This window comes from Vulcanococcus sp. CPBay_Sum15L08_68, from assembly GCF_017855895.1.
Classification (GTDB): domain Bacteria; phylum Cyanobacteriota; class Cyanobacteriia; order PCC-6307; family Cyanobiaceae; genus Vulcanococcus.
On record NZ_JAFMFX010000016.1, the window covers coordinates 1 to 12,473 of the forward strand.

A 12,473-nucleotide genomic window follows, 5' to 3' on the forward strand; every position below is an offset into this window, starting at 1 on the left:
TGGCAGCACTCCAGGTGAGCTCCGGGGTGAGTGGCGCGGAAGGATCGCGCGGCACGGGCAGCAGCTCGCGCAGCAGTTGGGCGTAGGTGATGTTGACCCCGACGGTGGCGTTGAGCCGTTGCACGAGGGAACTGATCAGGCGCTCCTGGGTGATCGAGAGATCCACCTCGCTGGAGAGTCCCGTTTGGTAGCGCAGCCGTACGTCGCGGAAGGCTTCGAGGGCCGCGGCGACCCCGCGCCGAGCTGAGGCCAATTTGGCCAGGCTCGCCTCGTGGTTGAAGAAGGCCGCCTCCAGCCGCAACCGAATCGCATTGCGCCGGGCCGCATAGTCCTGTCCGGCGGCTTCGACGCGGCGCTGCAGGGCCCGGGTCTCGCCGCTGGTGGTGCCGGCATCAAACAGCAGCCAGCGGACGCTGAGGCCCAGGGACCAGTCGTAGCCACTGGTGTTCAGGGTGGGGATCACGGTGGAGCCGCAGCAGCCCCCATTGCTGGTGGTGATGTTGAACTGATTGACGTTCTGGCCGTAGCTGCCGCCCCCGGCAAACAGGGCCAGCCGCGGCAGCAGTTGGGCGGCGGTGGCATCTTTTTGCCGCGCCAGGGCGGTGCGCGTCGCCAGGATTGCCTCGAGTTCGGGGTTGCCGCGGTAGGCCGCCAGCAGGCTCTGCTCAAGGTCCAGGGGCCAGTGGGGCATCACGGCGATGGGATCGCTGGCACTGGGGGTGACCGTGGCGGGAAGGTTCAGGACCAGGGCCAAGCGGCGCCGGGCGATGGCGCGATCGGCCAGGGCCTGGATCAGGGCCTCTTGGTCACTGGCCTCAATGGCGCGGCGGCGCAGGACATCGACCCGGGGCACCAGACCCGCCAATTTCAGATCGAGGGAGTCCTGCAGGATCAGCAGGTCATCGCGCACCGCGGCGTCCTGGATGCGGACGTTCTGATCGGCCTGCTGCAGCTGGTAGTAGGCCTCGCTGATGTTCAGTTGCAGTTGGCGCAGCTGGTTGCCATAGAGCTGCCGCTCCCGCTCCAGCACGGCTCGTGCGGCCTGCACCCGGGGCGTGCGGGCGAAGTCCAGGAGGGCGTAGTCCAGTTGCAGCCCGGCGGCGCCGACGTTGCTGGATTGGTTGAGGTAAGCCCCCCCTTCGGTGGGGACATAGAAGGCTCCCCCCGGCTCAAACAGGGGCCCCAGGTTCAGGTTGCCGTTGCCGACGGAGGCGGTGTTGTTCGAACTGATTTGGCCGGTGCTGCCGCCGGCGACCGCACTGATCCGCGGCCAGTAGGTGCCAAGGGCCGCCTGCAGTTCATCGAGGGAGGCCGCGACCCGCTCCCGTTGGGCGAGGAGCTCCGGGTTGTTTTTGAAGCCCAGGGCAAGGGCCTCGAGCAGGCTCAGGCCCTCAACGACTCCTTTTTGGAGCTGTTGGGGCGTCGGAAGGCTCAGGGGTGCGGGGGGAGCGGCTTGCCCCGGCTGCAGCTGTTGGCTGGGTGCCCGATTGGGCTGCAGCAGGCTGCTGGGAATGGGGGCCGTGACGGCTTCCCGTGGCGGAATCCCCTGGGGGTCGGGGGGGATCAGGGCATCAAGGACCCGCAGCTGCTGATCCAGGGCCCGCCAGCTGCGCTCGAGCTTCTCCACCTCGGGGGAGCTGGCTTCGATGTTGGGTTGCCCGAGTGCCAGCGGGCTGCACAGGCTCGCCAACGCCAGGCCGCCGGCCAGGCTCAAGATTCGGCTTGCCGCAGCGAGGCGCAACGTCCGGGGGAAGTTGTGATGCAGTCTGCCGAATCTGGCCAGAATCGCCTTAGCCCAGCATCCTGTCGCTATGTGGCAGCAACGGCGGCAACAGCTCCAGCAGGGTTGGGTTGGTCTGAGCGACCACAACCAAGTCGGCGTCTGCCTGGCGGGGGTCGGCGGGGTCCTGGCGCTCTGGGCGTTGTTCTGGCCGGTGCCGACCGAGGTGAGCGGTCAGGGCGTGTTCCTCTATCCCGATAACGCTGGGGTGCTCAATGCCCGCTCCGGAGGGCAGGTCCTCGACGTCAAGGTCAAGGTTGGCGAACCGGTGCGCAAGGGGCAGGTCTTGATGACCCTCTACCTGCCGGTTCTGGAGAAACAACTGGCGCAGCAGCGGGGCAACCTGGCGCAGCTGGAGCGGATCAACGCCGATCTGGACCAGCGCGATCTGCGGCGGCTCGAGACCGAAAAGCGCGCCGTGGAGGTCGCCCTGGCGAAGTTGACGGACGACAGCGCCCGCTACGCCTCACTCCAGTCCACCTACAGCACGAAGCTCAGCAACCTCGACTGGCTGGCTCGCCGGGAAGTGGTGGCACCGCTCTCCCGCGAGGTGGTTGCCGTTCAGCAGGGCTTCACCAACACCAGCGTGGACCTCGATGCGGTGAAGATCCAGCGCAAGAAGGTTCTGACCGACTACGAGCAGGTGAAGCTCACGATCGAGACCGAGGCGCTGAATCGCCGCTACCAGATCGACGACCTCAAGCGGCAGATTCGCGTCACCGAAGCGCAGATCGCCTACGACGGGGAGGTGTTGGCGGGCCGGGACGGCAGCCTGCTCGACATCCAGGTGATCTCCGGGCAAACCGTCTCCACCGGGCAGCGCCTGGGCACCATTGGCCGCCCCCAGAAACCCGGTGCCAAGGCTCCGCCCCTGCGGGCCGTGGCCTATTTCTCCCCGGCTGATGCCCGCCGCCTTCCCTTGGGACTGCGGATGGAATTGGTGCCGCAGTGGAAACAACGGGGGCGCTTTGGCGGGATCGTGGGCCAGGTCAGCCAGGTGCTGACCCTGCCGGCCACCGAGGACGACGTCTCCACCACCACCGGCAACCCCCAGTTGGCAAAGGCCCTGACCAAGGAGGGGCCGGTGATGCGCGCCGAGATTGAACTGGGCCGCGATCGCTGGAGCAATGACGGCTACCGCTGGACCCTCTCGGGCGGTAGCGGTGTCTTTCCGGTGCGCGATGGCCTGACCCTCAACGCCTACGGCTATGTGGAATGGCGCTCCCCCTTGAGTTATGTGCTCCCGGGGCTGCGCTCCCTCACCGGTGGCTATCGCACCCTCAGAATTGACGCCCTATGGAACCGTCCTTTCCTCAGGCAGCCCGGAACCTTGGAGTGAAGCTCAAGGCCTGGCGCTTGCCTCCCCTTCGCAACGCCCTGCTGCGCAAGGAGTTGCCCTGGTTGGTGGCGGAGGTGGTTCTGCTGCTGATCCTGTTCAACGCCAACGCCCCCGAGCTCTGGTTCTGGCTCGTGGTTTTGCTCGTGGTCCTGGGCTATCGCGTGGAGCGCTGGTGGGCGTCGAGGCCTGAGTCCTAGCGGGGCAGCACGCTCGACCAGGTCCGCTCGGCATCCTGCATGGCCTGTTCGGCCTGCCTGCAGAGCAGCAGCCGAGCGGCGATCCGCTCCAAGCGCTCAAGAGGGATGCGGTTGAGGTTGGGGTCCGCGAGTTCGCGGTTGAGATCCAGCCAGGCCTGGGGCAAGGCCAGCGCAGAGCTGGGTGGTTGCGGCAGGGTTCGCCGCCGGCCGCTGAACCGCTGCTCCCATTGTTCGAGCCGTTGGCCCAGGACCTGCAGCAAGGCCGCCTCGCCCTGATGCAGCCGCTCGATCAGGGCGCTGTCGTTGAGGGTCGGGGCCCGGCGCACCATGCCGCCAACCATCATGACCAGACGGGAGCAGGCGTCATCGAGGCACTGCACCAGCTGAACGCTGGGATGGCGGTTTGCCCCTTCCCCCAGTTCCACGCTGAGGGCTGGGCGCAGGGCCCGCAGGCTGATCAGGCGAGCGCGCAGGCGCTTGTAGTCCTCAATGCCTGGCCCTTGCGCTTCGCTGTTCAGCAGGCGCTGGGCCAGGTCCTGGTAGGTCCGCCTCAGGTCGCCGAATAGCTCGCCGTACTGCCGCAGGACGGTATCGAGGCTGCGGGTCGGCCAGAACAAGCGCAAGCTCAGCAGGCCCACCAGCACGCCAAAGGCCGTCCAGAAAAAGCGCAGGGGAATCCAGGTGCCGAGGTTGGCGGAGTGGGAGAGCCAGCCCATCACCACAATCAGGCCGCCGACCTTGTAGCCGACCAACAGCTTGAGCCACCCTCCCAAGAGCCGTAGGGCCGCCAGGGTGATGGCGATGGCGATGGGCATGGGCACATCGCGCAGGCCCCAGTAGCCCACCAGCAGCAGAACTGAGCCCAGCACGGTGCCGAGTAGCCGCTGACGGCCCAATTCGATCGCCCCGCCGTAACTGCCCGTCCCAACGGACACCACCGCCAGAGGGGAATAGAAGCCATAGGCCAAGCCGGTCATGGCGGCGAAGCCATTGCTCAGGCCGGCGGCCACCGCCAACCGCAGTTCGGCGCGGCTGATCAGCATGGCCGCCGGGCCAAGCTGCCCAGGCTGGCGTGCAGGGGCCTGGTCTCTTCCTCGAGGGCCAGCAACTGCAGCAGCGGGAGTCGTTGGCTCTGGGCGAGCTGTTGCCAGCGCTGCGGCTCACGCCGCGGTGTGGCCTGTGCGCCCCCCTGGAGTTGTCGATGCAGGCCGGCGATGCTCTGCTGCAGCGGCGTCGCCTGGGCGATGTCGAGTGGGGGTAGGCCTTCGATCAGGCGCTCCCAGGCAATCCAGTGGAACTGGACGATCTGCCAGAGCCGTAGGCGTTGCTGCCAGCGGCTGGAGCGCAGCCGCTTCTGGCGGGGGCCCCGGCGTTCCCGCTCCACCAGATCCGTCATCCGCATCAGGTTGCCGGTCAGGGGCGCTGTATTCAGTGGCGCCGGTCGCTCGTGTTGACCATCCAGCCAGGCCTGGTAGCGCTCGAGTTGCCCCTGCAGATCAGCTAGTAGGTGCTGGTCGAGGCTTTGTAACTCGCGGTAGCTGTTGCGCGGCCAGAACAGCAGTCCCACCCCCAAGGCCACCAGACAGCCGACCACGGTGTCGAGGCCGCGGTTGAAGACGTAGTCCCAATCGAGGGCCTCGTAGCGGGGAATCATCAAGAACATCACGCTCAAGGTGGCGGCGGTGCTCAGGCCCGATTGCCAGCCGAACAGGCGCAGGACCGGGATCATCAAGAGGATCGAGACCAGCACCCCCATCCAGCCGCTGAGGATCGTGTGGACCACAAAGGTCACCAGTCCACCGATCACCGTGCCCATCACCCGAGCGGTTGCGGCCTTGACGGTGTGGTCATCGTTGTCATCAACAACAATCACCACCGCCATCAGCGGATACCAAACAAACTCAATGCGCTCAAACCACAGGGCAATCGCTGCCGTGAGGAACACCGCCGTGAACATCTTCAGGGTGTTGCGCACCAGCAGTGCGTCCACGGGCCGCGGCGTTCTGGGTCTGCGGGGAGCTTATGGAGGTCTGCGCTGATGGGCTCAATCTTGTTGGCGAACGCCTGGTCCTCGACCCTGGACGTCGACCTGACGGTGCTGTTGCGTCTGGGGTTATCGGTCTTGTGTGGTCTGGCGGTGGGCTACAACCGCGCCCAGCACTTCGCTCAGCCCCAGACGAATCGGCTGCGGGTGCACGTGCTGGTCGGTCTCAGTGCTTGCCTATTGGTTCTGGCGGCGGGGGACCAACCCGATGCGCGCAGCCGGGCGATTCAAGGGATCGCCACTGGAGTGGGTTTCCTGGGGGCCGGCGAGATCCTGGTGGATCGCGGCGGGGAGTCGTTTGGAGGGCAGCAACCGCGGGTGCACGGCCTCACCAGTGCCGCATCGATCTGGTTCACAGCCGCCCTCGGGGTGACGGTGGCGGCATCAACGCCGGTGCTGGCGATCACTGCTTTGCTCCTGGCCCTCGTGGTGCTCTCTCAACACGCCAAGAGGCCCCATGTCTGAGACCAAGCCCGCGTTCTGGAGCCTGAAGCCCTGGTGGTGCCAGCCCTGGTCGATCCTGTTGACCGGTGTCCTGGTGATCGCCGGCAGCTGGCTGCTGTTGCACCGCTGGTGGATCAGCGCACCGGTGGCTGTGGCTGTGTTGGCCTGGTGGGGCCTGTTTCTGGTGCTGGTTCCCGCGGCTTACCTGGATGAGGCAGGCGAGCCCGAGAAGAGGCCCTAGAAGAGAAACTTGAAGCGCTCGGAGCTGCCGGCGGCTGCGGCCCCAGCGGCGGTGGCTTCGGGCCATTCGGCCTTCCAGTAGCTGATGCCCTCATGCATGAAGGGGCGGCCGCCGAGGCGCTCGGCGTTCAGCTCGGTGCTGCCCATGGCACTGATCAGGCCACCAATCTCCATCGGCCCGAGGTCCGTGCGCAGGTCCTTGCCGGCGACAGCGAGCAGAGCGGGGAGCCGCACCAGGCTCTCCGGGCGGGTGATCTGTTTGAACAGGGCCTTGAGCACCAGGCGCTGGCGATCCAGGCGGCCGATGTCCCCCATCTCGTCGTGGCGGAACCGCAGGAAGCCCTCGAGGTCTCGGCCCTTGAGGACCTGGCGGCCTGGCTGCAGATCGATGTGCAGGCCTTGGGTGTTGTCGTGGTACCACATGCGCTTGGGCACGTTGACCTCAAGGCCGCCCAGGGCATCCCCCAGGCGCCGGATCACCGCCAGGTTCACCAGGATGTGGTGACGCACCGGACGTCCCAGGTGCTTGGAGAGCTCCGCCTTGACCGCATCGGGGCCGCCATAGGCGTAGAGGGCGTTGGCCTTCACCGGGCCAAAGCTGCTGGAGTTGATGTAGGTGTCCCGGGGCACCTGCAGCAGCTTGGTGACGCCGTTTTGCACACGCATCGTGTACATCACGTCGGTATTGCCGCCGCCGACGTCGGTTCCCAGGATCACCACATCGGCGTCACTGAGGCTGTTCCAGCTGCTGAAGGGATTGACCAGCTGGTGGCGCTCGCTCACCTGGGGACTGCTGAGGTAGTCCGCGACGGGAGAGGCCAGCAGGAGTCCACCACCCAGCCCAAAGCCAATGGCCGTCAGCATCGCTGCGCGCTCATCGCGGCGGCGGGGCATCGGGCTGGCGGGGGCTGTTTTCAGGGTGGGACTCTTCATTCTCACAATTTATTTCTTTTTCTGGCCCCCATCTTGTGGTAACCCCTGCATTGGTGCCACTTCTTTGGCTGGTTAGAGGGCTAGGGCCTCGTCCTGCCGTAGCCCCGCCTGGACCCGCCAGAGATTGACGTAGGCCCCACCGGCGGCGATCAGTTCCTCGTGGCTGCCGCTCTCGACGATCCGTCCCTGGTCCATGACCACGATCCGATCGGCATGGCGCACGGTGGACAGGCGGTGCGCAATCACCAGGGTGGTGCGCTCGGCGGTGATTCGATCGAGGGAGCGCTGAATCGCCGCCTCGGTTTCGTTGTCCACCGCCGCCGTTGCTTCATCGAGGATCAAGACGGGTGGATTTTTGAGGATGGCCCGGGCCAGGGCGATCCGTTGGCGCTGTCCACCGGAGAGGCGCTGGCCCCGCTCGCCCACCACCGTGTCGTAGCCCTGCGGCAGCTCCTCAATGAAGCGGGAGGCCTCCGCCAGTTGTGCGGCCTGCTCGATCTCGCCCCGCGTGGCCTCGAAGCTGCCATAGGCAATGTTCTCGGCCACGGTCCCGTGGAAAAGGAAGACCTCCTGGCTCACCAGGCCGATCGCCTTGCGTAGATCCCCCAGTTCCAGCTCTTCGATCGGTTGGCCATCCAGGCGGATCGTTCCGCCCTGCAGCCCATAGAGACGCAGCAGCAATTTGACGATGGTGCTTTTGCCTGAGCCCGTGGCCCCGACGATTCCCAGGGTGCTGCCGGCGGGGATCTCCAGGTCAAAGTTGCGTAGCAGCAGCTCCCTGCCGCTGTAGCCAAAGCTCACCTGCTCAAAACGGATCTGCCCGCGCACGCTCTGGCTGGGCAGGGGGCGATGGCCGCTGGGGATCGCGATCGGTGTGTCCACCAGGTCCAGCACCCGCTGGGTGGAGGCCATGGCCCGCTGGTAGTCATCGAGGGTGCGGCCCAGGCTGGTCAAGGGCCAGAGCAGGCGCTGGGTGATGAAGACCAAGAAGGAATAGGTGCCGACATCGATCACCCCGCGCCAGGCCTGGAGGCCGCCAATGACCAGGATCGCCAGGAAGGCAAACAGGATCGCGAAGCGAATCAGGGGAATAAAGGCCGCCGAGAGTCGAATCGCCCGGCTGTTGCTGCTCTGGTAAGCACGGCTCTGGCTGCAGAGACGATCGGTCTCCCACTGCTCAGCGGCGTAGCTCTTGATGGTGAGCATGCCTCCGAGGTTGTTGGCCAGTCGGCTGGCCAGGTCTCCGGCCCGCTCGCGCACCTCGCGGTAGCGCGGTTGCAGGCGCTTCTGGAAATGCAGGGAGCCCCAGAGAATCAAGGGGATGGGCAGGAAGGAGACCCCAGCCACCGCAGGTGAGAGCCAGACCATGGCGCCCCCCACCGCCAGCACGGTCGTGATCAGTTGCAGAACCTCGTTCGCGCCGTGGTCAAGAAAGCGCTCGAGCTGGTTGATGTCGTCGTTCAGGATCGCCAGCAGGCGGCCGCTGGAGCTCGATTCAAAAAAGCCCATCTCCAATCGTTGGAGATGGTCGTAGGCCTCCAGCCTGAGCTCGTGCTGCACCGTCTGGGCCAGGTTGCGCCAGAGCAGGGCGTAGAGGTACTCGAACAGCGACTCCGCGCTCCAGATCACAAAGGACAGTCCGGCCAGGACGCCCAGTTGCCCTGGGATAGTCGTCACCCCCCAGCTGGCCAGCCATGAGGTGTCCTGCTGCACCACCACATTGACCGCCAGGGCGATCAGCACTGGAGGAGCCAAGTCGAACAGCTTGTTCAGGACTGAGCAGAGTGCTGCGAGCCGGACCAAGCGGCGATGGGGCCTTAGGGCACGCAGGAGGCGGCGCAGTGGGGGTTGGGCTGGGGTCATGGCGCCATTCAAAGGCGCCGGGCTGAATTCAATATGAAGCTGCTCACTGGGAACTGATTTCTGGGTTTCACCAGCGTTAGAACCGTGGTGTCTCCAACAGGAGGGTGTCTATGACCCGTTCGAGATCGTTCCATCGCTTCCATCGCTGGACAGCCAAGCTGAGAAGGCGTTCCCTGCGCAGCGCCTTACCTGAGCCCAGGGAAGGCGAACTGCAGCCGATCCATCCCGTCTCCGAAGTCCGTTGCCGCGAGTGGCAACGGGATCAGCTGCTGGATCTGATCGAGAACGAGGACGTCGAAGTCGCCGTCTGACCAGCAAAAAATCCCTGGACGTGAGCCCATTGCGGGCTCCATCCAGGGATTTTTCTTTGGGCTTGGGGAGGAGTGGCGCCCTGGCATGCAGGGCGCGCCTCAATCACCAGCGGTTGTCGCCGCCGCCGCCGTAGCCGCCGCCGCCACCACCGCCGCCGCCGCCGCCGCCACGGCCGCCGCCGCCACCGCCGTAGCCGCCGCCGCCACCACCGCCGTAGCCACCGCCACCGCCACCGCCGCCGTAGCCACCACGGCCGCCGCCGCCGCCGCCGCCGTAGCCGCCGCCACCGCCACGGTTACCGCCGCCGCCGCCGTAGCCGCCGCGACCGCCGCCACCGCCGCCGCCTTCACGGGGGGTTGCTTTGTTGACGCGGATCATGCGACCCATCCACTCGACGTTCTGAAGATCGTCGATGGCTTTCTGTTCGTCAGCATCGTTCGCCATTTCGACGAAAGCGAAGCCGCGCTTGCGGCCAGTCTCACGATCGAGAGGCAGGCTGCACTTGCTGACCTCGCCGTACTGGCTGAACAGGTCAAGCAAATCCTCTTGTTCAGCTTGGAACGAGAGGTTTCCAACGTAAATGGTCATTCCTTAGACGGAACCTGAAAACTGATTCGTTGATGCTGTGGGGTTCCGTGTGGAGCCTGGAAGCTTTGGGAATCAGGGTTAGCCTACAGCTCCGAGGTCCCAGTGATTTCTTTGGGTCTGGGCGGTAACGAGGCTTAAAGCAAGACCGAAGGGAATCAAAAGAAACGGGTTGATCCCCGATTAATGTCCCATTGTCAGCAAATGAACACCCGCTATCGGGAGCGCCTGATGACGGCACCTGTGCCCTGGAGTTTGGCTTGGAGCAAGACCGGGGAGCTCGCCCCCCAGGATCGCTTTGATCTGTTTCAGACCCTTGTGGCGATCGAAACCGAAGAGGTGCAGCCGTCTTTGGTCGTTGCCGTGGAGAGCATGGGCCTGGCTGAGCTGACCGCGCTCTCCACTGAATCGGTGACGGGCCTCTGTGCCTGAGGCCCGCCTGCGGGCTTGAACTAGCCCTGAACGCGAGAGATCTGAAGTTCGCGATTCAACACCTTGAGACGCTTCAAGTTGTGGAAGACGTCCTCGGGCATGCCCTTGGGCAGGTCCACCAGGCTGTGGCTGTCAAAGATTTGAATCCGGCCAATGCTGCGGCCGTTTAGGCCGGACTCGTTGGCAATGGCGCCGACGATGTTTCCGGGCTTGATCCGGTCGCGCCAGCCCACCTCAATCCGGAAGCGATCCATGTGATCTTCCGGAGGACCCGATTGCTCGCGGGGGCCGCGGCGGGCTCCGGGGGCGTTGCGGGGACCGCGGTCACGATCGCCGAAGCGGTCGTTGCGGCGTCCATCACGGGACTGGGGCTGCTGGCGGATCCAGTTCTCATCGTCATGGACCAGCAGGGGCTGATCGCCGACGGCCATCTGCAGGGCTGCCAAGGCCAGTTGCTCTGGGGCGACCTCGCTTTCCTGGCCGACCCGCTTGATGATTTCTGAGAGCAGGGCCTGCTGTTCGCTGAGGTTGCTGGTCTCTTCGCTGTTGAGCCCCTTCACGGTTTCGCTCAGGCGCTCGCGCAGGCGATCCAGGCGGCTCTGGTTGATGCTCGCGTTGGTGGGGATTTCCATCGGTTCGATGGGGCGACCCACGGCGCGCTCAAGCCCGGTGATGAAGCGGCGCTCGCGCGGCGTCACGAACAGGATCGCGTTGCCGGTGCGGCCAGCACGGCCGGTGCGGCCGATGCGGTGGACGTAGGCCTCGGAGTCGAAGGGGATGTCGTAGTTAATGACCAGGCTGATCCGGTCCACATCCAGGCCGCGGGCCGCCACATCGGTGGCCACCAGCACATCCACGGTGCCGTTCTTCAGGCGCTCAATCGTGCGCTCCCGTTGGCTCTGGGCCACATCACCGTTGAGGACCGCGACGCCATAGCCCTTGGCTTCCAAGGCTTCGGCCACGGTGACCGTGATCGCCTTGGTGCGGGCAAAGATGATGACGCCTTCTTTGGTCTCGGCCTCGAGCACCCGGCTCAGGGCCTCGAGCTTCATCGGACCGTTGACGGTGATGAAGCGCTGCTGAATGCGGCTGGAATCCGACCCTTTGGTCTTGATCGTGATCTCAGCGGGGCTGTTGAGGTACTGATGGGAGATCCGGCGGATCTCGCTGGGCATCGTGGCCGAGAAGAGGACGACCTGACGCTTCTCAGGCAGTTGGCTCAGGACCCACTCGACGTCGTCGATGAAGCCCATGCGCAGCATCTCGTCGGCCTCGTCCAGCACCAGGCTGCGCAGCCCGGAGACATCGAGGGTGCCCTGGCGCATGTGATCCATCACCCGGCCAGGGGTGCCCACCACGACCTGAACCCCGCGCTTGAGCTTGTGGATTTGATCGCGGAAGTCCGATCCGCCATAGACCGGCAGCACCCGCAGATGGGGCAGCTTGGTGGCGTAGCTCTTAAAGGAGTCAGCCACCTGGATGGCCAGCTCGCGGGTGGGGGTGAGCACCAGCACCTGGGGGGTGCGTTGGGTCTCATCCAGGGCCGCCAGCATCGGCAGGGCGAAGGCGGCGGTTTTGCCCGTACCGGTCTGGGCTTGGCCCACCAGGTCGCGGCCGAGCATCAGCTCGGGAATGGCGGCCGCTTGGATCGGGGAGGGTTCGCTGTAGCCGATCTCCTCGAGGGCCTCGAGGATTTCGGGAGAGAAGCCAAACGCTGCAAATCCAGTCTTCTGACTGGGTTCTGCCGTGGTGATTTCGATGCTTTCGCTCGGGGCGCTGTCCTGGCTGCTAGCCAAATCGAGCGCGCTGAGATCCACAGAGCTGGTAGCGCTCTCGAGAGAGGTATTGGTCAAAGTTGGTCTGGGCCTGAATCCTTCGTCGACAGGCCGGCAGACACCCGTTGAAGAAACTGCCTTGCCCTTCACAAAGGGTGAAGAATCAACCTAACACTTGACCCTTTGGTAGTCGTCAGCGAGGCGCTCAATGTCCTCCTCGCTGAGGTGTTCGCCCCGCTGGACTTCAACGATCAGCAGGTTCTCATCCGTTGCGGCAGCCCGGTGCACCGCACCGCAGGGCACCAGCAGGGTGGTGCCGGCCTCCGCCTCAATTGAGGTTCCATCGCATTCCAGCTGACCGGAACCACTGACCACGATCCAGTGCTCCAGCCGGTGTTGGTGGCGCTGCAGGCTGAGGCGGTGGCCGGCCTGGATGCAGAGCCGTTTCACCAGGTACCCATCACCGGAACCGATGGTTTCGAACCAGCCCCAAGGCCGCTGAACGATGCCTGGCTCCGCCATGGGCGCA

General features: G+C 65.4%; 13 protein-coding genes and 1 pseudogene. 6 read left to right on the top strand and 8 right to left on the bottom strand.

Going from position 1 to position 12,473, the window contains the following annotated elements; all coding sequences use genetic code 11:
- Nucleotides 1-1,741 (bottom strand): TolC family protein (locus QZ189_RS04255; protein WP_296421054.1); only part of this gene is annotated, 1,741 nt, incomplete at its 3' end.
- Nucleotides 1,742-1,811: 70 nt separating this feature from the next.
- On the opposite strand from QZ189_RS04255, the gene QZ189_RS04260 reads away from it, so the two are divergent.
- Nucleotides 1,812-3,119 carry an NHLP bacteriocin system secretion protein gene (locus tag QZ189_RS04260; protein WP_010317845.1) on the top strand — a complete coding sequence of 436 codons (1,308 nt, stop codon included), beginning with the start codon at nt 1,812-1,814 and terminating at the stop codon, nt 3,117-3,119.
- A complete protein-coding gene (locus tag QZ189_RS04265; RefSeq protein WP_296416721.1) occupies nt 3,116-3,316 on the top strand; it encodes a hypothetical protein in 201 nt (66 codons plus the stop codon). The genes QZ189_RS04260 and QZ189_RS04265 overlap by 4 nt, the downstream gene beginning before the upstream one ends.
- Here QZ189_RS04265 and QZ189_RS04270 read toward each other — a convergent pair.
- Complete coding sequence (locus QZ189_RS04270) at nt 3,313-4,359, bottom strand: FUSC family protein (protein WP_296421056.1); 1,047 nt, start codon at nt 4,357-4,359, stop codon at nt 3,313-3,315. The genes QZ189_RS04265 and QZ189_RS04270 overlap by 4 nt on opposite strands.
- Nucleotides 4,353-5,306, bottom strand: a complete 954-nt coding sequence (locus QZ189_RS04275; protein WP_296421059.1) for an FUSC family protein — start codon at nt 5,304-5,306, stop codon at nt 4,353-4,355. Before QZ189_RS04275 ends, QZ189_RS04270 begins: the two co-directional genes overlap by 7 nt.
- A gap of 48 nt (nt 5,307-5,354) precedes the next feature.
- Here QZ189_RS04275 and QZ189_RS04280 point away from each other — a divergent pair, with 48 nt between their 5' ends.
- Nucleotides 5,355-5,825, top strand: coding sequence for an MgtC/SapB family protein (locus tag QZ189_RS04280; RefSeq protein ID WP_296421061.1), 471 nt, complete (start codon nt 5,355-5,357; stop codon nt 5,823-5,825).
- Nucleotides 5,818-6,045, top strand: coding sequence for a DUF6737 family protein (locus QZ189_RS04285; protein ID WP_296421063.1), 228 nt, complete (start codon nt 5,818-5,820; stop codon nt 6,043-6,045). Before QZ189_RS04280 ends, QZ189_RS04285 begins: the two co-directional genes overlap by 8 nt.
- Here the strand turns inward: QZ189_RS04285 and QZ189_RS04290 are convergent.
- Nucleotides 6,042-6,938, bottom strand: coding sequence for an LCP family protein (locus tag QZ189_RS04290; RefSeq protein WP_247479724.1), 897 nt, complete (start codon nt 6,936-6,938; stop codon nt 6,042-6,044). The two genes, QZ189_RS04285 and QZ189_RS04290, sit on opposite strands and share 4 nt — an antisense overlap.
- A 111-nt stretch (nt 6,939-7,049) precedes the next feature.
- Entirely contained in the window at nt 7,050-8,840 is a 1,791-nt protein-coding gene (locus QZ189_RS04295; protein ID WP_296416718.1) for an ABC transporter ATP-binding protein, read from the bottom strand.
- Between the two features lie 110 nt (nt 8,841-8,950).
- Between QZ189_RS04295 and QZ189_RS04300 the strand changes: the two genes are divergently transcribed.
- A complete protein-coding gene (locus tag QZ189_RS04300; RefSeq protein WP_156797985.1) occupies nt 8,951-9,151 on the top strand; it encodes a hypothetical protein in 201 nt (66 codons plus the stop codon).
- 118 nt (nt 9,152-9,269) lie between these two features.
- On the opposite strand, the pseudogene QZ189_RS04305 reads toward QZ189_RS04300, so the two are convergent.
- Nucleotides 9,270-9,740, bottom strand: a pseudogene (locus QZ189_RS04305) (RNA-binding protein); the annotation flags it as partial.
- Nucleotides 9,741-9,941: 201 nt separating this feature from the next.
- Between QZ189_RS04305 and QZ189_RS04310 the strand changes: the two are divergent.
- Nucleotides 9,942-10,169 carry a hypothetical protein gene (locus QZ189_RS04310; protein WP_296415373.1) on the top strand — a complete coding sequence of 76 codons (228 nt, stop codon included), beginning with the start codon at nt 9,942-9,944 and terminating at the stop codon, nt 10,167-10,169.
- A 20-nt stretch (nt 10,170-10,189) separates the two neighbouring features.
- Here the strand turns inward: QZ189_RS04310 and QZ189_RS04315 are convergent, their stop codons facing one another.
- A complete protein-coding gene (locus QZ189_RS04315; protein WP_029626387.1) occupies nt 10,190-12,022 on the bottom strand; it encodes a DEAD/DEAH box helicase in 1,833 nt (610 codons plus the stop codon).
- 90 nt (nt 12,023-12,112) lie between these two features.
- The gene (locus QZ189_RS04320; protein ID WP_296419391.1) at nt 12,113-12,466 is read right to left on the bottom strand and encodes a phosphomannose isomerase type II C-terminal cupin domain; all 354 of its coding nucleotides are present in this window, start codon (nt 12,464-12,466) and stop codon (nt 12,113-12,115) included.
- Between the last annotated feature and the right edge of the window lie 7 nt (nt 12,467-12,473).

What these genes read in the sequence shown, in the direction of transcription:
- QZ189_RS04260 (WP_010317845.1), top strand. Translation starts at nt 1,812, where the DNA reads ATGTGGCAGCAACGGCGGCAACAGCTCCAGCAGGGTTGGGTTGGTCTG.
- QZ189_RS04270 (WP_296421056.1), bottom strand. Translation starts at nt 4,359, where the DNA reads ATGCTGATCAGCCGCGCCGAACTGCGGTTGGCGGTGGCCGCCGGCCTG.
- QZ189_RS04280 (WP_296421061.1), top strand. Translation starts at nt 5,355, where the DNA reads ATGGGCTCAATCTTGTTGGCGAACGCCTGGTCCTCGACCCTGGACGTC.
- QZ189_RS04285 (WP_296421063.1), top strand. Translation starts at nt 5,818, where the DNA reads ATGTCTGAGACCAAGCCCGCGTTCTGGAGCCTGAAGCCCTGGTGGTGC.
- QZ189_RS04290 (WP_247479724.1), bottom strand. Translation starts at nt 6,938, where the DNA reads ATGCCCCGCCGCCGCGATGAGCGCGCAGCGATGCTGACGGCCATTGGC.
- QZ189_RS04295 (WP_296416718.1), bottom strand. Translation starts at nt 8,840, where the DNA reads ATGACCCCAGCCCAACCCCCACTGCGCCGCCTCCTGCGTGCCCTAAGG.
- QZ189_RS04300 (WP_156797985.1), top strand. Translation starts at nt 8,951, where the DNA reads ATGACCCGTTCGAGATCGTTCCATCGCTTCCATCGCTGGACAGCCAAG.
- QZ189_RS04310 (WP_296415373.1), top strand. Translation starts at nt 9,942, where the DNA reads ATGAACACCCGCTATCGGGAGCGCCTGATGACGGCACCTGTGCCCTGG.
- QZ189_RS04320 (WP_296419391.1), bottom strand. Translation starts at nt 12,466, where the DNA reads ATGGCGGAGCCAGGCATCGTTCAGCGGCCTTGGGGCTGGTTCGAAACC.